19 protein-coding genes are annotated in these 22,670 nt (G+C 57.7%); 2 read left to right on the forward strand and 17 right to left on the reverse strand.

Going from position 1 to position 22,670, the window contains the following annotated elements:
* Positions 1 to 91 precede the first annotated feature (91 nt).
* From htpG to KGB27_RS23000, 3 genes are all read right to left on the reverse strand, one after another.
* Positions 92 to 1,996: a molecular chaperone HtpG gene (htpG, locus tag KGB27_RS22990; protein ID WP_207285352.1), complete on the reverse strand. Its 1,905-nt coding sequence runs from the start codon at positions 1,994 to 1,996 to the stop codon at positions 92 to 94.
* An 81-nt stretch (positions 1,997 to 2,077) separates the two neighbouring features.
* Entirely contained in the window at positions 2,078 to 2,530 is a 453-nt protein-coding gene (locus KGB27_RS22995; protein WP_008039225.1) for a PaaI family thioesterase, read from the reverse strand.
* The gene (locus tag KGB27_RS23000) at positions 2,527 to 3,003 is read right to left on the reverse strand and encodes a PaaI family thioesterase (protein ID WP_008032683.1); all 477 of its coding nucleotides are present in this window, start codon (positions 3,001 to 3,003) and stop codon (positions 2,527 to 2,529) included. Before KGB27_RS23000 ends, KGB27_RS22995 begins: the two co-directional genes overlap by 4 nt.
* A gap of 158 nt (positions 3,004 to 3,161) precedes the next feature.
* Here KGB27_RS23000 and KGB27_RS23005 point away from each other — a divergent pair, with 158 nt between their 5' ends.
* On the forward strand, positions 3,162 to 3,395 hold the full coding sequence (locus KGB27_RS23005) for a hypothetical protein (protein ID WP_008039236.1): 234 nt from the start codon (positions 3,162 to 3,164) through the stop codon (positions 3,393 to 3,395).
* 67 nt (positions 3,396 to 3,462) lie between these two features.
* Here KGB27_RS23005 and KGB27_RS23010 read toward each other — a convergent pair whose 3' ends face one another.
* From KGB27_RS23010 to sdhC, 12 genes are all read right to left on the reverse strand, one after another.
* The gene (locus KGB27_RS23010) at positions 3,463 to 3,864 is read right to left on the reverse strand and encodes an MAPEG family protein (protein ID WP_008039237.1); all 402 of its coding nucleotides are present in this window, start codon (positions 3,862 to 3,864) and stop codon (positions 3,463 to 3,465) included.
* On the reverse strand, positions 3,864 to 4,601 hold the full coding sequence (locus tag KGB27_RS23015; protein ID WP_008032675.1) for a DUF599 domain-containing protein: 738 nt from the start codon (positions 4,599 to 4,601) through the stop codon (positions 3,864 to 3,866). The genes KGB27_RS23010 and KGB27_RS23015 overlap by 1 nt, the downstream gene beginning before the upstream one ends.
* A gap of 249 nt (positions 4,602 to 4,850) precedes the next feature.
* Positions 4,851 to 6,164 carry a branched-chain amino acid transport system II carrier protein gene (brnQ, locus tag KGB27_RS23020; RefSeq protein ID WP_192417000.1) on the reverse strand — a complete coding sequence of 438 codons (1,314 nt, stop codon included), beginning with the start codon at positions 6,162 to 6,164 and terminating at the stop codon, positions 4,851 to 4,853.
* A 395-nt stretch (positions 6,165 to 6,559) separates the two neighbouring features.
* Positions 6,560 to 7,441 carry a succinate--CoA ligase subunit alpha gene (gene sucD / locus KGB27_RS23025; RefSeq protein WP_008032672.1) on the reverse strand — a complete coding sequence of 294 codons (882 nt, stop codon included), beginning with the start codon at positions 7,439 to 7,441 and terminating at the stop codon, positions 6,560 to 6,562.
* Positions 7,441 to 8,607, reverse strand: coding sequence for an ADP-forming succinate--CoA ligase subunit beta (sucC, locus tag KGB27_RS23030; protein ID WP_007898980.1), 1,167 nt, complete (start codon positions 8,605 to 8,607; stop codon positions 7,441 to 7,443). The genes sucD and sucC overlap by 1 nt, the downstream gene beginning before the upstream one ends.
* Positions 8,608 to 8,803: 196 nt before the next feature.
* A complete protein-coding gene (gene lpdA, locus KGB27_RS23035) occupies positions 8,804 to 10,240 on the reverse strand; it encodes a dihydrolipoyl dehydrogenase (RefSeq protein WP_008032670.1) in 1,437 nt (478 codons plus the stop codon).
* Between the two features lie 108 nt (positions 10,241 to 10,348).
* Positions 10,349 to 11,569, reverse strand: coding sequence for a 2-oxoglutarate dehydrogenase complex dihydrolipoyllysine-residue succinyltransferase (odhB, locus tag KGB27_RS23040; RefSeq protein WP_008032669.1), 1,221 nt, complete (start codon positions 11,567 to 11,569; stop codon positions 10,349 to 10,351).
* 42 nt (positions 11,570 to 11,611) lie between these two features.
* Positions 11,612 to 14,443, reverse strand: a complete 2,832-nt coding sequence (locus KGB27_RS23045; protein WP_008032666.1) for a 2-oxoglutarate dehydrogenase E1 component — start codon at positions 14,441 to 14,443, stop codon at positions 11,612 to 11,614.
* Positions 14,444 to 14,702: 259 nt separating this feature from the next.
* Positions 14,703 to 15,407, reverse strand: a complete 705-nt coding sequence (locus tag KGB27_RS23050) for a succinate dehydrogenase iron-sulfur subunit (RefSeq protein ID WP_008032664.1) — start codon at positions 15,405 to 15,407, stop codon at positions 14,703 to 14,705.
* A gap of 11 nt (positions 15,408 to 15,418) precedes the next feature.
* Positions 15,419 to 17,194, reverse strand: a complete 1,776-nt coding sequence (sdhA, locus tag KGB27_RS23055; RefSeq protein ID WP_008032662.1) for a succinate dehydrogenase flavoprotein subunit — start codon at positions 17,192 to 17,194, stop codon at positions 15,419 to 15,421.
* Positions 17,195 to 17,197: 3 nt separating this feature from the next.
* Complete coding sequence (sdhD, locus tag KGB27_RS23060; RefSeq protein WP_008032661.1) at positions 17,198 to 17,566, reverse strand: succinate dehydrogenase, hydrophobic membrane anchor protein; 369 nt, start codon at positions 17,564 to 17,566, stop codon at positions 17,198 to 17,200.
* Positions 17,560 to 17,934: a succinate dehydrogenase, cytochrome b556 subunit gene (gene sdhC, locus KGB27_RS23065; RefSeq protein ID WP_017127965.1), complete on the reverse strand. Its 375-nt coding sequence runs from the start codon at positions 17,932 to 17,934 to the stop codon at positions 17,560 to 17,562. The genes sdhD and sdhC overlap by 7 nt, the downstream gene beginning before the upstream one ends.
* Before the next feature lie 364 nt (positions 17,935 to 18,298).
* Between sdhC and gltA the strand changes: the two genes are divergently transcribed.
* Positions 18,299 to 19,588 carry a citrate synthase gene (gene gltA / locus KGB27_RS23070; RefSeq protein WP_008032658.1) on the forward strand — a complete coding sequence of 430 codons (1,290 nt, stop codon included), beginning with the start codon at positions 18,299 to 18,301 and terminating at the stop codon, positions 19,586 to 19,588.
* Positions 19,589 to 20,629: 1,041 nt separating this feature from the next.
* Here the strand turns inward: gltA and KGB27_RS23075 are convergent.
* Positions 20,630 to 22,288, reverse strand: coding sequence for a cation acetate symporter (locus KGB27_RS23075; protein ID WP_008026758.1), 1,659 nt, complete (start codon positions 22,286 to 22,288; stop codon positions 20,630 to 20,632).
* Positions 22,285 to 22,596 (reverse strand): DUF485 domain-containing protein, encoded by a 312-nt coding sequence (locus KGB27_RS23080; RefSeq protein ID WP_008026759.1) that lies wholly within the window; start codon positions 22,594 to 22,596, stop codon positions 22,285 to 22,287. The genes KGB27_RS23075 and KGB27_RS23080 overlap by 4 nt, the downstream gene beginning before the upstream one ends.
* Between the last annotated feature and the right edge of the window lie 74 nt (positions 22,597 to 22,670).

Raw genomic sequence — 22,670 nt, forward strand, 5'->3', positions numbered from 1 at the left:
CCAGCAAGCCGGCTCCTACAGGATCGGGTTCACAGCCAAAAAATTTCAGGTCATAAAAAAACCCGCCGAAGCGGGTTTTTTTACAACGTCGTTAAACCGACAGTTCAACCAGCAGCTTGTTGAGACGGCGCACATACGCGGCCGGGTCTTTCAAGCTGTCGCCGGCCGCCAGGGCCGCCTGATCGAAGAGAATGTGCGACAGGTCGCCGAAGCGCTCGTCGCTCTGCTCGTTGTCGAGCTTCTCGATCAGCGGGTGCGCCGGGTTGAATTCGAAGATCGGCTTCGAGTCCGGAACCTTCTGACCGCTGGCTTCCAGAATCTGACGCATCTGCATGCCCAGGTCCTGCTCGCCGATGGCCAGAATCGCCGGGGAGTCGGTCAGACGATGGGAAACCCGCACTTCAGCCACGGATTCGCCAAGCGCAGTTTTCAGACGCTCAACCAGACCTTCTTTGGACTTGGCGACTTCTTCCGCGGCTTTCTTGTCTTCTTCCGAATCCAGGTTGCCCAGGTCGAGGTCACCGCGCGCCACGTCGACAAAGCTCTTGCCGTCGAAGTCGTTGAGGTAGCTCATCAGCCACTCGTCGATGCGGTCGGTCAGCAGCAGCACTTCGATGCCTTTCTTGCGGAAGACTTCAAGGTGCGGGCTGTTTTTGACTTGCGCGTAGGTTTCGCCGGTCAGGTAGTAAATCTTGTCCTGACCTTCCTTGGCGCGAGCCAGGTAGTCGGCCAGACCCACAACCTGCTCGCCTTCTTCGCCCTGAGTGGACGCAAAACGCAGCAGGCCGGCGATTTTCTCTTTGTTGGCGAAGTCTTCTGCCGGGCCTTCTTTCATGACCTGACCGAAGTTCTTCCAGAAGCCTTTGTATTGCTCAGGCTCGTTCTTCGCCAGTTTTTCCAGCATGTCCAGCACGCGCTTGGTCAGCGCCGACTTCATGGAGTCGATGATCGGGTCTTTCTGCAGGATTTCCCGCGACACGTTCAGCGACAGGTCATTGGAATCGACCACGCCCTTGATGAAGCGCAGGTACAGCGGCAGGAACGACTCGGCCTGGTCCATGACGAACACACGCTGCACGTACAGCTTCAGGCCTTTCGGCGCTTCACGCTGGTACAGGTCGAACGGAGCGCGGGTCGGTACGTAGAGCAGCGAGCTGTATTCGAGTTTGCCTTCGACCTTGTTGTGGCTCCAGCTCAGCGGGTTTTCGAAGTCGTGAGCGATGTGCTTGTAGAACTCCTGGTATTCCTCGTCCTTGATCTCGGTACGAGGACGGGTCCACAGGGCGCTGGCGCGGTTGACAGTTTCCCATTCAACAGCTGGCTTCTCTTCGCCTTCAGCCGCTGCCACTTCTTTCGGCAACTCGATCGGCAAAGCGATGTGGTCGGAGTACTTCTTGATGATGTTGCGCAGACGCCAGCCATCGGCGAACTCGTCTTCACCGGACTTCAGGTGCAGGACGATGCGAGTACCACGATCGGCTTTCTCGACGGTGGCAACTTCGAAATTACCTTCGCCCTTCGACGACCAGTGCACGCCTTCGCTGGCGGCAGCACCGGCACGACGGCTGAACACGTCGACTTTGTCGGCGACGATGAAGGCAGAGTAGAAACCCACGCCGAACTGACCGATCAGGTGCGAATCCTTTTTCTGATCGCCCGTCAGGTGTTTCATGAAATCGGCGGTGCCGGATTTGGCGATGGTGCCCAGGTGGGTGATCGCATCTTCACGGCTCATGCCGATGCCGTTGTCTTCGAGGGTGACGGTTTTAGCGTCCTTGTCGAAGCTCACACGGATTTTCAGTTCGGCGCCACCTTCCAGCAACTCAGGCTTGGACAGGGCTTCGAAACGTAATTTGTCGACAGCGTCAGAGGCGTTCGAGATCAATTCGCGAAGGAAGATTTCCTTGTTGGAATACAGCGAATGGATCATGAGGTGCAGCAGCTGCTTCACCTCGGTCTGGAAGCCCAGGGTTTCCTTTTGAGTTTCCACACTCATGGTCATCAAACTCCAATCAGATGGCAGTGGCCGCGACCTAGAGGGTCGGCGGCGGGTTGTCATCAAAGTTGGGGGCTCGGATCAGGATTTCAAGGGCTCATCGATTTTGAAGTGGGCGCGGGCCGTGGCGATGGGCTCGGATTCGGTGCTTTGCCAGGCGGTCACTGCCACGTTTGCGACACGCCGCCCCTGACGGCACACCTGGCAACGCGCCCACGTATCGCGAAACTGTCCGGCGCGCAGGTAGTCGAGGGAAAAATCGATGATCTTCGGCACACCCGGTGAACCGGTGAAAATCAGCAGGTGCAAGGCGGCGGACAGCTCCATGAACCCGGCAATGACGCCGCCATGAATCGCCGGCAGTAAAGGGTTACCAATGTTGTCCTTGTTCGCCGGCAGACGAAACAGCAGGTCATCCCCCACCCGCGAACACTCGACACCAATCAGTTTGGCGTAGGGAATCAGATGCAGCAGCGAGGCATAGTCGCCCTGCTCATGGGCCTGTTGCAGTTGTTCCTTGAAGTTGTCGGTCATTTCGCACCTCCGGCGATGGCGCCACCAAACCCTTTGGTGCCTTTGACGCCCTTGCCCATCCGCATGAACGTGCCGACGACATGGGCGATGGGCTGCTCGGGATCGTCCTGATAAGCAAAGCCACGGGCGAAGATCACGTCGGTGGTGACCCGGTAGCACTGGGCAAAGCCATAGACGTCCTTATGCGGTTCGGCGGCATGCATGTAGTCGATGCGCAGGTCGAGGGTCGGGCAGACTTCGAATTCGGGCAGCACGCAGAGTGTGGCCATGCCGCACGCGGTGTCCATCAGGGAGGTCAACGCCCCGCCATGGATCACACCGGTTTGCGGATTGCCGACGATTTGCGGGCTGTACGGCAGGATGACCGTCAGTCCATCGCTGCTGGCGCTGTGAACGCGCAAACCAAGTACCTGGCAATGCCTGAGCGCCGAAAGGAATCGCGTCGCGCGCTCAAAAACGGGGTTTTCGGCCATGTGGTAAACACTCTTCGTAGTACTCGGAGATTGTATTAGGTGTATTCGTAAAAGTTCCCGTAGGAATAATCTTATATATCTGAACGAATTGAGGAACTTAACCCTGATATCCACGCTCGAAAGGCCAGATAGATATTTTCCATAAGGAGAAACACCCCATGCGTAAGACTTTAGCTATTGCCTTGATGTTGACCGCTTCCCTCGGTCTCGCTGCCTGCGATAAAAAATCCGAGGACAAAGCTCAAGAAGCCGATAAACATGCTGAGCAAGCTCAGCAAGACATGAGCAAAGCTCAGGATAAAGTGAACGACGCTGCGAAAGAAAACGCCGAAGCTGCCAAAGCTCAGGCTGAATCGGATGCAGCTGCAGCAAAAGAAGCACCTAAAAACTAAAACAGTTTTTAGCGTGATAAAGAAAACCCGCCAAATGCGGGTTTTCTTTTGCCTGTCATTTGCCTTGTTAGAGCAAAATAGTTCTAAAAGTCGGACTAATCATCAATAGCAGCGAACACACTAACCCGACAAACCACACCAGACTCCGCTGCCAGGCCAGATCGCTCCAATAGCACACTAAGTAAATGACCCGCGTAATCACAAAGATGATTGCCAGCGTATCAATCAGCCAGCCCGCCGTTTGCGTGGTGTGCGCCATCAACACCCCCACGGCAAACAATATAAACGCCTCAAAACAGTTCTGATGAGCTGCCACTGCGCGGGCGCCAAACCCTGTGAGTTGTGCCTGTTGCTGGCGCGGCAGATGATTGTCGTAACCGCCCTGCTCTTTCATGGCCCTGGCCACCGGCATGCGGGCCACATAGATCAGCAAGGCACTGATAAACACACACCAGAACGGAATACTCATCAAGCGGCCTCTCGGTTCGCCTCGGGCAATGGCGCCTCTGTAGGGGTATAGACCATCACGTCGAGAACGTCGGAATGAAACTCCCGGCGATACAGCACCAGCACCACGCCAGCGCTCATCAGCATGAACAACCACGGGCTGACGAACCACGCCAGCATGGTCATGCCGAAGTAATAGGAACGCAGGCCGAAGTTGAACTGGTTGGCGGCCATGGAGATGACACGCGCCGCCCGTGCGGCAAAGGCTTTACGCTCCAGCTCGGAAACATGCCGCTCGCCGACCATAGGGGCCGACCCCACCAGAATCGCAGCGAAGTTGTACTGACGCATGCACCAGCTGAACGTGAAGAACGCATACACAAACACCAGCGCCAGACACAGCAACTTGATCTCCGACATGCCCTGGGAGGCCTGTTGCACCATCGGGATGTCCGCCAGCAACGACACCGCCCTTTCCGACGCACCGAGCACGGTGAGAATACCGGCCAGGATAATCAGTGTGCTGGAGGCGAAGAACGAAGCGTTGCGCTCCAGATTACCGATCACACTGGCATCGGCGATGCGGTTGTCACGCATCAGCATGCGCCGCATCCAGTCTTCGCGGTACAGGTGCAACACACTGGCCAGGCACGCGGTGTCGCGGCCCTTCCACGTCGCATAACGGGTGTAGCCGCCCCAGCAGATGACAAACCAGATGGCGGCGAGGATGTGGATCAGGTTGGCGTGGATGAACGACATGCAGGTCCTTGTGAGACGTTGGTTGAATCTGTAGGAGCATGGCTTGCCCGCGAAGGCGGTGTACCTGTCGAAGATTAGGTCGAATGTTACCCCCTCTTCGCGGGCAAGCCTCGCTCCTACAGGTAGTGCTTCGACGTTAGCTGACAAAAAAAGACACTGCCTCACGCGCATAAAAAATGCCCCGTATCGATTGATACGGGGCATTTCCATGTTCGCTCAAGACCCGCTTATGGCAGGCCGTGATACGCCTTAAGCCAGCGCTTCTTCGCGCTTGCCCAGCATGCGGTCGCAAACCACCGCAACCACCAGGGTCATGACCGACGGCACCAGCCACGCCAGGCCCTGCTCACTCAGCGGCAAATGCGCCAATTGCGTCGGCATCCAGTCCGCCAGACCTGCGCCCTTGAGCGCATCGATCAGACCGAAGATGAACGACACCAACATCACCGGACCGACGATGCGACCCTGCTCATGCCAGAAGTCCTTGCAGAAGCTCAGGGCGACCAGCGCGATGCACGGCGGGTAGATCGCGGTGAGGACCGGGATCGAGAACGCGATCAGCTTGGTGAGGCCCAGGTTGGACACCAGCAGGGAGAACGCGGCGAGGATGATGACCAAGGTCTTGTAGGACAGTGGCAGCACACGACTGAAGTATTCGGCACAGGCGCACGTCAGACCGACCGCTGTGACCAGGCAGGCCAACGAAATCAGCACGGCGAGGAAACCACTGCCCAAGGAACCGAATGTGTGTTGAACGTAGGCGTGCAACACCGCCGCGCCGTTGGTCGCACCGGCGGCCACTTCATGGCTGCCCGAACCGAGGCGAAACAGGCTGACGTACACCAGCGCCAGACCGACGCCGGCAATCAGCCCGGCAATGATCGCGTAACGGGTGATCAGCGCCGGAGAATCCACGCCACGGGAGCGGATGGCGTTGACGATAACGATGCCAAATACCAGCGCGCCCAGGGTATCCATGGTCAGGTAACCATTGATGAAGCCCTGGGAGAATGGCGCCGCGACATACTCGGGCGTCGCCACACCGATATCACCGGCCGGCAACGCGAACGCGGCGATGCCGAGGGCGGCCAGAGCGATAATCTTCAGCGGTGCGAGGAAACGTCCTACGGTGTCCAGCAAACGACCCGGGTAGAGCGAGATGAAGAACACCAGCAGGAAGTACACCGAGCTATAGAGGAACAGCGCCAGCGGGCTTTCGCCGGTCAGCGGCGCCAGGCCCACTTCGAACGATACGGTCGCGGTGCGCGGCGTCGCAAACAGCGGGCCAACGGCGAGGTAGCACGCAGCGGCCAGCAAGCCACCGGCGACTTTGCCGATCGGGCTGCTCAAGGCATCCATCGCGCCACCGACCTTGGCCAGGGCAACAACGGTGATCACCGGCAGACCGACCGCGGTGATCAGAAAGCCCAGCGCCGCCATCCAGACATGAGGCCCGGACTGCAAACCGACGATAGGCGGGAAGATGATGTTGCCAGCCCCGACGAACAGGGCAAACGTCATAAAACCAAGTGCCAGGATGTCCTGGCCTTTCAACACTTTCATTAAGGAAATACCACACTACTGAATCGGAATTTAGAGAGGGATTTCCCTTATGGGTGAGGGAAATGCTGTCGACCCGTATAGGACCGACCCTTTAGCGCGAAGCTTCCTTGTGGGATGCGGACGCAAAAATGGCGGCTAGCCTAACGAATTTGAGCGACAAACGCACTGTTAGAGGGCGAACTATCCGATCTGCGACATTTCCGTGTCGCGTTTTCATACGTAATGTTCACGGTCTGTGTAGGAGCCGGCTTGCTGGCGATTGGCGGTGTGCCTGATACACCGCGTCGCGGAAATCGCCAGCAAGCCGGCTCCTACAGATGTTTGATTCATCCAGAAACGACAAAGGCCACCCGAAGGTGGCCTTTGTTTGGTGAAGCGTCAGTTAAGCGCGAGGCTTACTTGACAGCCCAACCAGTCAGCTCGGCCAGGGCCTTGCCGATGTCTGCCAGCGAACGCACGGTTTTAACGCCTGCGTCTTGCAGTGCAGCGAACTTCTCGTCTGCAGTGCCTTTGCCGCCAGAGATGATTGCGCCAGCATGGCCCATGCGCTTGCCCGGAGGAGCAGTCACACCAGCGATGTAGGAAACAACCGGCTTGGTCACGTGTGCCTTGATGTAGGCAGCCGCTTCTTCTTCAGCCGAACCGCCGATCTCACCGATCATCACGATCGCTTCGGTCTTCGGGTCTTCCTGGAACAGCTTCAGGATGTCGATGAAGTTCGAACCCGGGATCGGGTCACCGCCGATGCCGACGCAAGTCGACTGACCGAAACCGGCGTCAGTAGTTTGCTTCACAGCTTCGTAGGTCAGGGTGCCGGAACGGGAAACGATACCGACCTTGCCTGGCAAGTGAATGTGACCTGGCATGATGCCGATCTTGCATTCGCCTGGGGTGATCACGCCTGGGCAGTTAGGGCCGATCAGGGTGATACCCAGCTCGTCGCACTTAACTTTAGCGTCCAGCATGTCCAGGGTAGGAATGCCTTCGGTGATGCAAACGATCAGCTTGATGCCGCCGAATGCTGCTTCCAGGATGGAGTCCTTGCAGAAAGGAGCTGGAACGTAGATCACGCTGGCGGTGGCGCCAGTGGCAGCTACAGCGTCTTTCACGGTGTTGAACACTGGCAGACCCAGGTGCTCGGTGCCGCCTTTACCAGGAGTTACACCACCAACCATCTTGGTGCCGTACTCGATGGCTTGCTGGGTGTGGAAACTACCTTGCGAACCGGTAATACCCTGGCAGATAACTTTGGTGTCTTTATTGATCAGGACGCTCATTATTTGCCCTCCGCAGCTTTAACGACTTGTTGAGCAGCGTCGGTCAGGCTGGTAGCAGCGATGATGTTCAAACCGCTTTCTGCCAGTACTTTAGCGCCCAGCTCAGCGTTGTTGCCTTCAAGGCGAACAACAACCGGGATTTTCACGCCGACTTCTTTCACAGCGCCGATGATGCCTTCGGCAATCATGTCGCAACGAACGATGCCGCCGAAGATGTTGACCAGTACTGCAGCGACGTTAGTGTCGGACAGGATGATCTTGAACGCTTCGGTAACGCGTTCTTTGGTAGCACCGCCGCCCACGTCGAGGAAGTTGGCTGGTTTGCCGCCATGCAGGTTGACGATGTCCATGGTACCCATGGCCAGGCCAGCACCGTTGACCATGCAACCGATGTTGCCTTCCAGCGCTACGTAGTTCAGTTCGAACTTGGCAGCGTGCGCTTCGCGCGGATCGTCTTGCGACGGATCGTGGAAAGTCTTCAGCTTAGGCTGACGGTACATGGCGTTGGCGTCGATGTTGATCTTGGCGTCGAGGCAGTGCAGATCGCCGTCAGCCTTGATCACCAGCGGGTTCACTTCCAGCAGAGCCAGGTCGTGATCCTTGAACAGCTTGGCCAGACCTACGAAGATCTTGGCGAACTGAGCAACCTGCTTGCCTTCCAGACCCAGCTGGAATGCCAGCTCGCGACCCTGGAATGGCTGAGCGCCAACCAGTGGATCGATAGTGGCTTTCAGAATTTTTTCTGGAGTGTCGTGAGCGATTTTCTCGATGTCCACGCCACCTTCGGTGGAAGCCATGAACACGATGCGACGGCTCGAACGGTCAACGACAGCGCCCAGGTACAGCTCTTTAGCGATATCAGTGCACGATTCAACCAGGATCTTGGTGACTGGCTGACCATTGGCGTCAGTCTGGTAAGTCACCAGACGCTTGCCCAGCCACTGCTGTGCGAAGGCTTTGGCGTCTTCTTTGCTGCGAACCAGCTTAACGCCGCCCGCTTTACCGCGACCACCAGCGTGGACCTGGGCTTTGACAACCCACTCGGTGCCGCCGATTTTGTCGCAAGCTTCTGCTGCTGCTTCCGGGGTGTCTACCGCATAACCGGTGGAAACTGGCAGGCCGTATTCAGCGAACAGCTGCTTACCCTGATACTCGTGAAGATTCATGCTTATTACCGTCTTCGTTAGGTACTGCGCATTCGGTGCTGCACTTGTTCAAGTGCCGCACCACCTGTGACTGCTGCTTGCGTAGCCTTTCCGGATACCCGGTGCAGCCACGCAAGACTGCGTCCAGCGGATATTCCGCGGTGAGTCTTGCATGCAAGGCTCACGACGGGCCATACCGCCGTGGTTTCTTATTGTCTTAACGCTTCTTGCGGTTGGCGATGTGGATGGCGCCGCCATTCACAGCCAGAGCTGCTTCGTGCAAGGCTTCAGACAGGGTCGGATGGGAGAAAACCATCATGCCCAGGTCTTCAGCGCTGGTGCCGAATTCCATGCCGATCGCGCCCTGCTGAACCAGTTCTGCAGCGCTCGGGCCAATCACGTGGACGCCCAATACGCGGTCAGTCTTGGCATCGGCAATGACTTTCACGAAACCGCCGGTGTCGTTGGCTGCCATGGCACGGCCACTGGCTGCGAACGGGAAGGTGCCAACGTTAACTTCAACGCCTTCAGCCTTCAAGGTCTGCTCGGTTTTGCCGACCCATGCGATTTCCGGGTGAGTATAAATAACCGAAGGGATCAGGTCATAGTTGATTTGCGCTTTGTGGCCCTTGATGCGCTCAACCACCATGATGCCTTCTTCGGACGCCTTGTGCGCCAGCATCATGCCGCGAACCACGTCACCGATCGCGTAAACGCCCGGTACGCTGGTGGCGCACTGGTCGTCAACGAATACGAAACCGCGCTCGTCGATGGTCACACCGCTGTCGGCAGCCAACAGTTCGGTGGTCACTGGACGGCGACCAACGGCAACGATCAGCTTGTCAAAGGTGATGCTCTGTTCGCCGTTGGCGTCGGTGTAGTTCACAACGACTTCGTCGCCGTTCACTTTGGAACCGGTGACGCGAGCGCCCAGCTTGATGTCCAGACCTTGTTTGGTCAGGGTTTTGTAGGCTTCTTTGGAAACGGCGTCGTCAGCAGCCGGCAGGAACTTCTCCAGCGCTTCCAGAACAACCACTTCAGCGCCCAGGCGCGACCATACCGAACCCAGTTCCAGACCGATTACGCCAGCGCCGATAACGCCCAGACGCTTAGGTACGGATTGGAATTCCAGTGCGCCGGTCGAATCGACGATCACTTTCTGGTCAACCGGAGCCGGTGGAATGTCGATCGGACGCGAACCCGAAGCCAGAATCACGTTCTCGGCTTCGATGATTTCAACGCTGCCGTCTGGCTTGGTCAGTTCGACTTTCTTGCCGGCCAGCAGTTTGCCGTGGCCTTGCAGGGAAGTGACGCCGTTCGCCTTGAACAGGGTGGCAACGCCAGAGGTCAGGCCTTTGACGATGTTGGCTTTACGGCCAACCATTGCCGACACGTCCATGGTCACGCCAGCGTGATTGATACCGTGGATCGCGAAGCCTTCTTTGGCTTCCTTGTATTTCCAGGAGCTGTCCAGCAGCGCCTTGGATGGAATGCAACCGACGTTCAGGCAAGTACCGCCGAGGGCCAGCTTGCCTTCCTTGTCGGTGTATTTCTCGATGCAGGCAGTGGTGAGGCCCAGTTGCGCTGCTTTAATGGCAGCCACGTAACCGCCAGGGCCCGCGCCAATCACTACCACGTCGAATTTCTGAGTCATGTGTCATTCCTTCTCGAATCAAACCGGACGGCCCCTTATGGGGACCGTCGTGGGACGAAGCTGGTCATTACAGACGGGCCGCCATCCTGCACGGCCCATGCAACGAAATCAGATATCCAGCAGCAAACGAGCCGGGTCTTCCAGCAGGTTCTTGATGGTAACCAGGAAGGTCACAGCTTCTTTGCCATCGATCAGACGGTGATCGTAGGACAGAGCCAGGTACATCATCGGACGGATTACGACCTGACCGTTGATCGCCATAGGACGCTGCAGAATGTTGTGCATGCCCAGGATGGCCGCTTGCGGCGGGTTGACGATCGGAGTCGACATCATCGAACCGAAGGTACCACCGTTGGTGATGGTGAACGTACCGCCGGTCATTTCGTCCATCGACAGTTTGCCGTCGCGAGCCTTCTTGCCGAAGGTGGCGATGCCGCCTTCGATTTCAGCCAGGCTCATCAGTTCGGCGTTACGCAGAACCGGTACGACCAGGCCGCGGTCGCTGGAAACAGCAACGCCGACGTCAGCGTAGCCGTGGTAAACGATGTCGCCACCGTCGATCGATGCGTTGACAGCCGGGAAGCGTTTCAGCGCTTCGGTGGCAGCCTTGACGAAGAACGACATGAAGCCCAGGCGTACGCCGTTGTGGGACTTCTCGAACAGGTCCTTGTACTTCGAACGCAGGGCCATGACTTCGGTCATGTCGACTTCGTTGAAGGTGGTCAGCATCGCCATGTTCGACTGAGCTTCTACCAGGCGCTTGGCCACGGTAGCGCGAACGCGGGTCATCGGTACGCGCTTCTCGATGCGGTCGCCAGCGGCGAACACAGGAGCAGCGCCAGCAGGAGCAGCAGCCTTGGCAGGCGCGGCAGCCGGAGCGGCTTTCTTGGCAGCAACGGCTGCAACCACGTCTTCCTTGGTCACACGACCGCCTTTGCCGGTGCCGGCAACGGAAGCGATGTTGATGCCGTTTTCTTCAGCCAGCTTGCGAGCAGCCGGTGCAGCAACAGGATCGTCTTCGCCTTCGGCAGCTGGAGCAGCAGCCTGCGCAGCGGCCGGAGCAGCAGCGGCAGCCGGAGCAGCAGCAGCGCCGCCCGCTTCGATGGAGCCCAGGACTTCGTCGGACAGAACGGTGTCGCCTTCGTTCTTGACGATAGCGCCCAGCACGCCGTCAGCAGTGGCCAACACTTCCAGCACAACCTTGTCGGTTTCGATATCGACGATCAGGTCGTCACGCTTTACAGCGTCGCCCGGTTGCTTGTGCCAGGTGGCAACGGTGCCATCGGCAACCGATTCCGGGAAAGTGGGGGCTTTGATTTCGATAGCCATTATCTGTGAGTCCTTAAATTCGGTTTCAGGTGCGCGAAGGCGTTAAACAGTAAAGGCGTCTTGCAGCAGTTTTTCCTGCTGCTCAGCGTGCATCGATGCGTAACCGCATGCAGGTGCAGCAGAAGCCTCACGGCCCGCGTACTCAAGTACGAGAGACTTGTTGAGATTGCTGATGCTACGACGCATGTGGTGTTGGCTGCAGTACCACGCACCCTGGTTCATCGGCTCTTCCTGGCACCACACGGCATTTTTGACGTTGGTGTAAGGAGCCAGGACTTCTTTCAAGTCGTCCTCAGGGAATGGGTACAGTTGCTCGATACGCACGATGGCGATGTCATCACGACCTTCGGCACGGCGTTTTTCCAGCAGGTCGTAGTAGACCTTGCCGCTACACAGAACAACGCGCTCGACCTTTTTCGGGTCCAGTGCATCGATTTCCGGGATAACGGTCTGGAACGAACCTTCGGCCAGATCTTCCAGAGTCGAGATGGCCAGCTTGTGACGCAGCAGCGACTTCGGAGTCAGAACGATCAATGGCTTGCGCAGCGGGCGAATCACCTGACGACGCAGCAAGTGGTAGATCTGAGCCGGCGTAGTCGGTACGGCTACCTGAATGTTGTGCTCGGCGCACAGTTGCAGGTAACGCTCCAGACGAGCCGACGAGTGCTCCGGACCCTGACCTTCATAACCGTGCGGCAGCAGCATGGTCAGACCGCAGAGACGGCCCCACTTGTGCTCGCCACTGGTGATGAACTGGTCGATAACCACCTGGGCACCGTTGGCGAAGTCGCCGAACTGGGCTTCCCAGATCACCAGCGCTTCAGGCGTGGTGGTCGAATAACCGTACTCGAACGCCAGAACCGCTTCTTCGGACAGGAACGAATCGTACAGGTCGAAACGTGGCTGGCCGTTGTACAGGTTCTGCAACGGGATGTAGGTACCCGCGTCTTTCTGGTTGTGCAAGACAGCGTGACGGTGCGAGAACGTACCGCGACCGATGTCCTGACCCGTCATGCGAATCGGGTGACCTTCGAACGCCAGGGTCGCGTACGCCATGGTTTCGGCGTAACCCCAGTTGATCGGCAGGCCGCCGGCTTGCATCTTCTGACGGTCTTCGTAGATTTTCGAAACCTGGCGCTGAACCACGAAGCCTTCTGGAATTTCCAGCAGCTTGGCGGACAGTTCCTGCAAGGTCTTCAGATCGAAACGCGTGTCGTGACGTGCAGTCCAGGCGTGGCCCAGGTACGGACGCCAGTCCACGAACAACTCTTTGTTCGGCTCTTTGACCAGGCTTTTTACAACATGCAGACCGTTGTCCAGCGCGTTGCGGTATTCGTCGACTTTCGACTGAACACGCTCAACGTCCAGCACACCGCTCTGAGTCAGGCGATCGGCATACAGTTCACGGGTGGTGCGCTGTTTGGTGATCTGCTGGTACATCAGAGGCTGGGTGCCGCTAGGCTCGTCGGCTTCGTTGTGGCCGCGACGACGGTAGCAGACCAGGTCGATCACCACGTCACGCTTGAATTGCATGCGGTAGTCGATGGCCAGCTGGGTCACGAACAACACGGCTTCCGGATCATCACCATTCACATGGAGGATCGGCGCCTGGATCATCTTCGCAACGTCGGTCGCGTACTCGGTGGAACGCGAGTCCAGCGGGTTGCTGATGGTGAAACCGACCTGGTTGTTGATCACGATGTGCACGGTGCCGCCGGTCTTGAAACCGCGGGTCTGCGACATCTGGAAGGTTTCCATCACCACGCCTTGACCGGCGAATGCCGCGTCACCGTGGATGGAGATCGGCAGAACCTTCTCACCGGTAGGGTCGTTACGACGATCCTGACGGGCGCGAACCGAGCCTTCGACCACTGGAGATACGATTTCCAGGTGGGACGGGTTGAACGCCATGGCCAGGTGAACTTCACCGCCGGCGGTCATCACGTTGGACGAGAAGCCCTGGTGGTATTTAACGTCACCGGAACCCAGCTCGACCTTCTTCTTGCCTTCGAACTCGTCGAACAGCTCACGCGGGTTCTTGCCGAAGGTGTTGACCAGCACGTTCAGACGACCACGGTGGGCCATGCCGATCACGATTTCCTTGGTGCCGTAGGAACCGGAACGCTGGATCAACTCGTCGAGCATCGGAATCAGGCTTTCGCCGCCTTCCAGACCGAAACGCTTGGTGCCAGGGTATTTGGTGCCCAGGTATTTTTCCAGGCCTTCACCGGCAGTGACGCGCTCGAGCAGGTGGCTCTTGATGTCGGCGGAGTACGTCGGACGACCACGCACGCTTTCCAGACGCTGCTGGAACCACTGGCGCTGCTCGGAATCGGTGATATGCGTGAATTCAGCGCCGATGGTGCGGCAATATGTCTGCTGCAACGCTTCGTGAATTTCGCGTAGGCTCGCCTCCTCTTTGCCGATGAACAGGTCGCCGGCACGGAAGGTCGTATCAAGATCGGCATTGGTCAAGCCGTAATGATTGATTGACAGGTCTGCAGGTGCAGGACGCTGCCACAGTCCCAGCGGGTCAAGCTGAGCTGCCTGGTGGCCACGCATACGGTAGGCCTGGATCAATCGCAGCACTTCAACTTGCTTCTTCTCGTGCTCACTGCTCACGCTGCCGGCGGAAACCGGTTGGGCGCGGCGCTGGTTCTTTGCCAGCAAGACGAAATGATCGCGAATTGTGGAGTGCGAAACATCGGTGGCAGAGTTGCCTTCGGTCGGCAACTTCTGAAAGTAGGTGCGCCACTCTTCTGGCACAGCGTTAGGGTCGTGCAGGTAGAGCTCATAAAGCTCTTCCACATAGGCAGCGTTACCTCCGGAAAGGTAGGCGCTGTTCCACATGCGCTGCATCACGCTTTCTTGCATGCTTGGTCACCCTCGGTTAGGGGAACACCATCGGCGTCGACACCGAGCAAACTTGCAGAAGTCCGAATGCAGCGACCAAAACAAGCCACTTAGGATCACGCTGATAGTCCGGGTACCAGCCCGGATGCCCCTGCTTGTCTCATTTCTTCAAAATAAGAGCGGCAGCTTTGTGAGCTGCTGCTCAGGTTAAAACTACGGCGCCGGTTGAAGCCTGCGCCGTAGCATCTACGGGTACAGCGGTCCTACGGGTACTGCTGAATCACACGCCGCTTTGCAGCAACATGTGACGTACGTGACCGATGGCCTTAGTCGGGTTCAGGCCTTTCGGACAAACGTTTACACAGTTCATGATCCCGCGGCAGCGGAATACGCTGAACGGGTCATCCAGCGCAGCCAGACGCTCGGATGTCTTGGTGTCGCGGCTGTCTGCCAGGAAGCGATACGCTTGCAGCAGAGCAGCTGGACCCAGGAACTTGTCCGGGTTCCACCAGAAGGACGGGCAAGAGGTCGAGCAGCAAGCGCACAGGATGCACTCGTACAGACCGTCGAGCTTTTCACGCTCTTCAGGAGACTGCAGACGCTCGATGGCCGGAGCCGGCGTGTCGTTCTGCAGGTATGGCTTAACCTTTTCGTATTGCTTGTAGAAGATGCTCATATCGACGACCAGGTCACGGATAACCGGCAAACCTGGCAGCGGACGAACGATCAGCTTGTTACCTTTTACGACAGAAGACAGCGGCGTGACGCATGCCAGAGCGTTTTTGCCGTTGATGTTCATGCCGTCGGAACCGCAAACGCCTTCACGGCAAGAGCGACGATAGGAGAAACCTTCGTCCTGCTCTTTGATCAGGGCCAGCACGTCCAGGACCATCAGGTCTTTACCACCGGTATCGACCTGGAATTCCTGCATGAACGGCGCGGCGTCCTGATCAGGGTTGTAGCGATAAACACTGACTTGCAACATGGCGGCCACCCTTAATAAGTCCGAATCTTAGGTTCAAAAGTCGGAACAGTCTTCGGCGAGAAGTTCACAGCACGCTTGGTCACGCGCTTGTCACCCGGGAAGTACAGGGTGTGGCACAGCCAGTTTTCGTCGTCGCGATCTTCGTAGTCTTCACGGGCGTGAGCGCCGCGGGACTCTTTGCGGATCTCTGCAGCGATGGCGGTGGCTTCGGCCACTTCCAGCAGGTTCTGCAGTTCCAGGGCTTCGATTCGAGCAGTGTTGAACGCCTGGCTCTTGTCGTTGATCTTGACGTTGGCGATACGGCCACGCAGATCAGCCAGCTGAGCGATACCCTTCTGCATGTATTCGCCGGTACGGAATACACCGAAGTAGTTCTGCATGCAGCTTTGCAGTTCTTTACGCAGGGTAGCGACGTCTTCGCCTTCGGTACGCGAGTTCAGGCCATCGAGACGTGCCAGGGCAGCGTCGATGTCGGACTGGCGTGGACGGGCGTAATCAACGCCTTCTTTCAGGGTCTGCTCCAGGAACAGACCGGCCGCACGGCCGAATACCACCAGATCGAGCAGCGAGTTGCCGCCCAGACGGTTGGCACCGTGAACCGATACGCACGCCACTTCGCCTACTGCGAACAGACCAGGAATGATCTGGTCAACGCCGTCAGCGTCCTGAGTGATTGCCTGGCCATGAATGTTGGTGGCAACGCCGCCCATCATATAGTGGCAGGTTGGAACGACCGGAATCGGCGCCACGGCTGGATCGACGTGGGCGAAGGTCTTGGACAGTTCCATGATGCCTGGCAGACGGCTGTGCAGAACTTCTTCACCGAGGTGATCGAGTTTCAGCATTACGTGGTCGCCATCGGGACCGCAACCGTTGCCGGCGATGATTTCTTTAACCATCGAGCGAGCAACAACGTCACGACCAGCAAGGTCTTTGGCGTTCGGAGCATAACGCTCCATGAAACGCTCGCCGTGCTTGTTGATCAGGTAACCGCCTTCACCGCGGCAACCTTCTGTAACCAGTACACCGGCGCCGGCGATGCCGGTCGGGTGGAACTGCCACATTTCAATGTCTTGTACCGGCACGCCAGCACGCAGAGCCATGCCGACGCCGTCACCGGTGTTGATCAGGGCATTGGTGGTGGACGAGTAGATACGGCCTGCACCGCCAGTCGCCAATACGGTCGCGTTAGCGCGAACGTAGGAGGTTTCACCGGTTTCGATGCAGATGACGATCATGCCGACAAAGGCACCGTCTTCGTTCTTAACCAGGTCGACGCCGTAGTATTCGTTGAGGAATACGGTGCCGGCCTTCAGGTTGGCCTGGTACAGGGTGTGCAGCAGTGCGTGACCGGTACGGTCGGCAGCGGCGCACGTACGTGCAGCCTGGCCACCTTTACCGAAGTCTTTCGACTGACCGCCGAACGGACGCTGGTAGATGCGGCCCTGTTCGGTACGGGAGAACGGCAAGCCCATGTGCTCGAGCTCGAAGACCGCTTCCGGGCCTACGGAACACATGTATTCGATAGCGTCCTGGTCACCGATGTAGTCGGAACCCTTGACGGTATCGTACATGTGCCAGCGCCAGTCATCGTTCGGATCAGCAGACGCGATGGCGCAGGTGATGCCACCCTGGGCGGATACGGTGTGCGAACGAGTCGGGAAAACCTTGGTGACAACGGCAGTCTTGTGACCGCCCTGTGCCAGCTGCAGAGCAGCGCGCATGCCAGCACCGCCGCCGCCAATGATGATGGCGTCGAACGAAAGCGTATTAACTGTAGTAGACATGAATCAGATACCCCAAAGAATCTGCACACCCCAGACGAAGTAAGCGAACATCGCAACGCCGCATACTGCCTGGAAGAGGAAACGTACAGTGGTCGCGGACTTGCCGAACGCCATTGGCGTCAGGTAGTCGGTCGCGATGGTCCACATGCCGACCCAGGCGTGAGCGCCGAGGGCAACGAGGGCCAGGAGACTGAAGATACGCATCCAGTTATTGGCGAACAGTTCATGCCATTGGGCGTAGCCGATGCCTGGGTTGGCAACGACGTATCCGATCAGGAAGATGAAGTAAGCCGCGAGAACGACCGCAGACACACGTTGCGCCATCCAGTCATAGAGGCCCGAACGCGACAGGTTCGTGACGTTAGTTACCATATCCAAACTCCTGCCAGAACGATTACCACCACGGAAACGGCGATAACGATTTTCGAGCCCAGCTTGCCGCCTTCCAGCGTCTCACCGATGCCCATGTCCATGATCAAATGGCGCACACCGGCTACCAAGTGATACAGCAGAGCGGACAGGATGCCCCAAATCACTAGCTTGGCTAGCGGACTGGTCAGACACGCTTTCACCTGACCGAAGCCTTCCTCGGAGCTCAGCGACTTGTCCAATGCGTAAAGCATGATGGCCAGGCTGACAAAGAGGATGACACCGGAGATACGGTGAAGAATGGACGTGTAAGCAGTGACTGGGAGTTTGATGGTCCTTAGGTCTAGGTTTACAGGTCGTTGGCTTTTCACGGCTTTTTTTTCACACTGAAGAGCCCCTAACAATCAGGGCAAAGTTGTTGGGGAGTGCACTGGTCAGGTAACCACCACCCAGGGATGCGACCCCCAATGAAAGCAAGCCCAAAAGCCCTTGGCGGTCGGTGGCCGAGTATAGACAGTTAGGCTACTAATGACAACGCGTTCACCTTCCCCTAATAGCGCATTGCACAAGTTGGATAAAAGGCGTAAATGGCAGTCAATTTCGAGGAAAAAGTCCGGTTAAAGCCTTCTGGAGCAAGACTTTAGGCAAATTGACATTCGAATTTATCTCACTATAGTGGTGCGGGCCCTGCGTGGGGGGTCTGTCTGATGATTTCAAGCATAAATAGGAGGCCACATGGCTGACAAAAAAGCGCAGTTGATCATCGAGGGCGCAGCCCCCGTCGAGCTGCCCATTTTAACCGGCACCGTTGGTCCCGATGTTATCGATGTTCGGGGCCTGACGGCCACGGGCCGTTTCACCTTTGACCCTGGTTTCATGTCGACCGCTTCCTGCGAGTCGAAGATCACCTATATCGACGGCGACAACGGCATTCTGCTGCACCGCGGCTACCCGATCGAACAGCTGGCTGAAAAGTCGGACTACCTGGAAACCTGCTATCTGCTGCTCAACGGCGAACTGCCGACCGCAGAACAGAAGGCCCAGTTCGTCAGCACCGTGAAGAACCACACCATGGTTCACGAGCAGTTGAAGACCTTCTTCAACGGCTTCCGTCGTGACGCTCACCCGATGGCCGTCATGTGCGGCGTAGTCGGCGCCCTCTCGGCCTTCTACCACGACTCCCTGGACATCAATAACCCGCAGCATCGCGAAATCTCCGCGATCCGCCTGGTTGCCAAGATGCCGACCCTGGCAGCGATGGTTTACAAGTACTCCATGGGCCAACCCATGATGTACCCGCGCAACGACCTGACGTACGCGGAAAACTTCCTGCACATGATGTTCAACACCCCGTGCGAGATCAAACCGATCAGCCCGGTACTCGCCAAGGCCATGGACCGGATTTTCATCCTCCATGCCGACCACGAGCAGAACGCATCGACCTCCACCGTACGCCTGGCCGGCTCTTCGGGTGCCAACCCGTTCGCCTGTATCGCCGCCGGCATCGCTGCACTGTGGGGCCCTGCCCACGGCGGCGCGAACGAGGCTGTCCTGACCATGCTTGACGAGATTGGCGATGTGTCGAACATCGACAAGTTCATCGCCAAGGCCAAGGACAAGAACGATCCGTTCAAGTTGATGGGCTTCGGTCACCGGGTTTACAAAAACCGCGACCCACGCGCCACCGTGATGAAGAAGACTTGCGACGAAGTGCTGAAGGAACTGGGCATCCAGAACGATCCGCAACTCGAACTGGCCATGCGCCTGGAAGAGATCGCCCTGACCGACCCGTACTTCATCGAGCGCTCGCTGTACCCGAACGTCGACTTCTACTCGGGGATCATCCTCAAGGCGATCGGCATTCCAACCAGCATGTTCACCGTGATCTTCGCTCTGGCGCGGACTGTCGGCTGGATCTCCCACTGGAAAGAAATGCTCTCCAGCCCGTACAAGATTGGCCGTCCACGCCAGCTGTACACCGGCTACGAGTCGCGTGATATCACCAAGCTGGAAGACCGCAAGTAAGATCTTTCTTGCGATAGCGTGTTGAGTTGTACCGGGAACGGCCTCTATTTATATAGAGGCCGTTTTTGTTTGTGCGCTTTGGGTTGTGTGCGTATCCGTTTCTGCGGTTACGGCCACTAATGGTTTCGCCCTTACGGCGAGTCACTTGCAAAAGCGGCAAGTAACCAAGCGCTCTTGCCCCTTTCGTTCGGTGCCTCGCCGTGGCTCGGCATGCCCTCGCTCCGGTCCTGCTCCGTGGGCCCGCCGCCACAGCCGCCGAGGCGGCCCGAAAGCCGGCCTGGCTCTTTGGATGCCCGCGCTGTCCTTCTTGGCTGCGTTCACTCATTCCGGACCTGTACACCAATTCTCTGTAGGAGCCGGCTTGCTGGCGATAGCGGTGGATCAGTCGACGCATTTATTGACTGGAAGGGCGCCATCGCCAGCAAGCCGGCTCCTACAAGGGATGGGGTTAACACGGTCAAAATTGTAGGAGCTGGCTTGCCAGCGATGGACGTCAACGATGGCGCGGATTGTCTGGATGAGCGCGCTGTCCGGGCGTTTTTCGCGAGCAAGCTCGCTCCTACAGAGGGAACTCACTCCGGTCGTTGATTTTGCTGTTGCTTTGGCTTTTGACCTTGATCCACCCGCCCCTTCGGAAGGCTGAGTGGAGGTGTTCATCCGGGGATTGGCGCGCAGCGCCGTTCGACGCAGTCGAACTCATCGCATGTAGGTGCCAGCGAAGCCAACCGGAGGGCGATGCCTCCGGATGAATGCCGGAGCGATGGAACGCCGAGCCTTAGCGAGGGGCCGGACGCTCGGGGCGAGCCTTTTTTGCTTACTTTTTTTGGCGTTTGAAAAAAAGTGAGTCGCCGTAAGGGCGAAACCGCCAGCCGCCGTTACCGCAGAAATGGATATGTACATCTGTAAGAAAATGGTCGGCTGTCAGGCCGTCTTCGCGGGCAAGCCTCGCTCCTACAAAAAGCAATGCAGCAAAAGAAATGCCCCGATCTCTCGACCGGGGCATTTCTGTTCAACACAAATTACACAGACAAACTCAAAGCCTTAGTGCGAAACCGCCCCACTCGCCCCCAACCCAGTCTGCGAACGAACAAACTGCGGGAAGAACAGCGCCCGCTCATTATCCGCAGCAGTCGACTTGTCAGTGATCGAGAAGAACCAGATCCCCACAAACGCAATGGCCATGGAGAACAGCGCCGGGTATTCATACGGGAAGACCGCCTTCTCGTGACCCAGGATCTGCACCCAGATGGTTGGCCCCAGCACCATCAAACCAACAGCACTGACCAGACCCAGCCAGCCGCCGATCATCGCACCGCGCGTGGTCAGCTTCTTCCAGTACATCGAAAGCAGCAGCACCGGGAAGTTACAGCTCGCCGCGATGGAGAACGCCAGGCCCACCATGAACGCAATGTTCTGCTTCTCGAACAGAATACCCAGACCGATCGCCAGCACCGCCAGGGCGATGGTGGTGATTTTCGAGACACGAATCTCGTCTTTCTCGTTGGCCTTGCCTTTCTTGATCACGCTGGCATACAGGTCGTGAGACACCGCCGAAGCACCGGCCAGGGTCAGACCGGCAACCACTGCCAGAATGGTCGCGAACGCTACCGCCGAGATAAAGCCCAGGAAGATACTGCCACCGACCGCGTTGGCCAGGTGCACCGCCGCCATGTTGTTACCGCCCAACAGCGCGCCAGCCGCATCTTTGAAGGCCGGGTTGGTGCTGACCAGCAGGATCGCGCCGAAGCCGATGATGAAGGTCAGGATGTAGAAGTAACCAATGAAGCCGGTTGCATACAGCACGCTCTTGCGGGCTTCTTTTGCGTCACTCACGGTGAAGAAGCGCATCAGGATGTGTGGCAGGCCAGCGGTACCGAACATCAGAGCCAGACCCAGGGAGAACGCGGAGATTGGGTCTTTCACCAGACCGCCCGGGCTCATGATCGCCTCACCTTTAGGGTGAACCTTGATCGCCTCGGAGAACAGTGCGCTGAAGTCGAAGTTGACGTGCTTCATCACCATCAGCGCCATGAACGAGGCACCGGACAGCAACAGCACAGCCTTGATGATTTGCACCCAAGTGGTCGCCAGCATGCCGCCGAACAGCACGTACATGCACATCAGGATACCAACCAGGATCACCGCAACGTGATAGTCGAGACCGAACAGCAGCTGGATCAGCTTGCCGGCACCAACCATTTGCGCGATCAGGTAGAACGCCACTACCACCAGCGAACCGCAAGCGGACAGCGAACGGATCTGGGTTTGCCCGAGGCGGTAGGACGCCACGTCGGCAAAGGTGTATTTACCCAGGTTACGCAGACGCTCGGCGATCAGGAACAGAATGATCGGCCAGCCCACCAGGAAGCCGATCGAGTAGATCAGGCCGTCGTAGCCGGAGGTGAACACCAGCGCGGAAATACCCAGGAAGGACGCCGCGGACATGTAGTCGCCGGCAATCGCCAGACCGTTCTGGAAACCGGTGATCTTGCCGCCCGCCGCATAGTAGTCGGCCGCCGAGTTGTTTTTCTTGGAGGCCCAGTAAGTGATGTACAACGTTGCGCCGACGAACGCCACGAACATCAGGATCGCGGCCATGTTCAGGGGTTGTTTCTGCACGGCACCGGTCAGGGCGTCAGCCGCCCAGGCGCCAGGTGCGAAAGCTGCGATGCTCAATAGAGCCATTAGACGCCGGATCATTGCTGAGCCTCCTTGAGAATCGCATTGTTCAGGTCGTCGAATTCGCCATTGGCGCGTCGAACGTAGATCCCGGTCAGGATGAAGGCCGAGACAATCAGCCCGACACCGATCGGTATGCCCCAGGTAATCGATGACTCAGGGCTGATTTTCGCGCCCAGAATATGCGGCCCGTAAGCGATCAACAGGATGAATCCGGAGTAGAGACCAAGCATGATCGCCGAAAGAATCCAGGCGAACCTTTCTCGCTTACTAACCAGCTCCTTGAAGCGCGGGCTGTTTTGAATCGAGAGGTAAATGCTGTCGTTCATTGTTTTTATCCTCGCAGCACAGATTATTGTTGGAACGGTATCCACTCTATGCGGCTGCGGGGCAGGTTCCAGAC

The organism is Pseudomonas sp. BF-R-01 (assembly GCF_019946615.1).
Classification (GTDB): Bacteria; Pseudomonadota; Gammaproteobacteria; order Pseudomonadales; family Pseudomonadaceae; genus Aquipseudomonas; species Aquipseudomonas migulae.

Excerpts from the sequence above, each read along its gene's own strand:
- htpG (WP_207285352.1), bottom strand. The coding sequence starts at position 1,996 with ATGAGTGTGGAAACTCAAAAGGAAACCCTGGGCTTCCAGACCGAGGTG.
- KGB27_RS22995 (WP_008039225.1), bottom strand. The coding sequence starts at position 2,530 with ATGACCGACAACTTCAAGGAACAACTGCAACAGGCCCATGAGCAGGGC.
- KGB27_RS23000 (WP_008032683.1), bottom strand. The coding sequence starts at position 3,003 with ATGGCCGAAAACCCCGTTTTTGAGCGCGCGACGCGATTCCTTTCGGCG.
- KGB27_RS23005 (WP_008039236.1), top strand. The coding sequence starts at position 3,162 with ATGCGTAAGACTTTAGCTATTGCCTTGATGTTGACCGCTTCCCTCGGT.
- KGB27_RS23010 (WP_008039237.1), bottom strand. The coding sequence starts at position 3,864 with ATGAGTATTCCGTTCTGGTGTGTGTTTATCAGTGCCTTGCTGATCTAT.
- KGB27_RS23015 (WP_008032675.1), bottom strand. The coding sequence starts at position 4,601 with ATGTCGTTCATCCACGCCAACCTGATCCACATCCTCGCCGCCATCTGG.
- brnQ (WP_192417000.1), bottom strand. The coding sequence starts at position 6,164 with ATGAAAGTGTTGAAAGGCCAGGACATCCTGGCACTTGGTTTTATGACG.
- sucD (WP_008032672.1), bottom strand. The coding sequence starts at position 7,441 with ATGAGCGTCCTGATCAATAAAGACACCAAAGTTATCTGCCAGGGTATT.
- sucC (WP_007898980.1), bottom strand. The coding sequence starts at position 8,607 with ATGAATCTTCACGAGTATCAGGGTAAGCAGCTGTTCGCTGAATACGGC.
- lpdA (WP_008032670.1), bottom strand. The coding sequence starts at position 10,240 with ATGACTCAGAAATTCGACGTGGTAGTGATTGGCGCGGGCCCTGGCGGT.
- odhB (WP_008032669.1), bottom strand. The coding sequence starts at position 11,569 with ATGGCTATCGAAATCAAAGCCCCCACTTTCCCGGAATCGGTTGCCGAT.
- KGB27_RS23045 (WP_008032666.1), bottom strand. The coding sequence starts at position 14,443 with ATGCAAGAAAGCGTGATGCAGCGCATGTGGAACAGCGCCTACCTTTCC.
- KGB27_RS23050 (WP_008032664.1), bottom strand. The coding sequence starts at position 15,407 with ATGTTGCAAGTCAGTGTTTATCGCTACAACCCTGATCAGGACGCCGCG.
- sdhA (WP_008032662.1), bottom strand. The coding sequence starts at position 17,194 with ATGTCTACTACAGTTAATACGCTTTCGTTCGACGCCATCATCATTGGC.
- sdhD (WP_008032661.1), bottom strand. The coding sequence starts at position 17,566 with ATGGTAACTAACGTCACGAACCTGTCGCGTTCGGGCCTCTATGACTGG.
- gltA (WP_008032658.1), top strand. The coding sequence starts at position 18,299 with ATGGCTGACAAAAAAGCGCAGTTGATCATCGAGGGCGCAGCCCCCGTC.
- KGB27_RS23075 (WP_008026758.1), bottom strand. The coding sequence starts at position 22,288 with ATGATCCGGCGTCTAATGGCTCTATTGAGCATCGCAGCTTTCGCACCT.
- KGB27_RS23080 (WP_008026759.1), bottom strand. The coding sequence starts at position 22,596 with ATGAACGACAGCATTTACCTCTCGATTCAAAACAGCCCGCGCTTCAAG.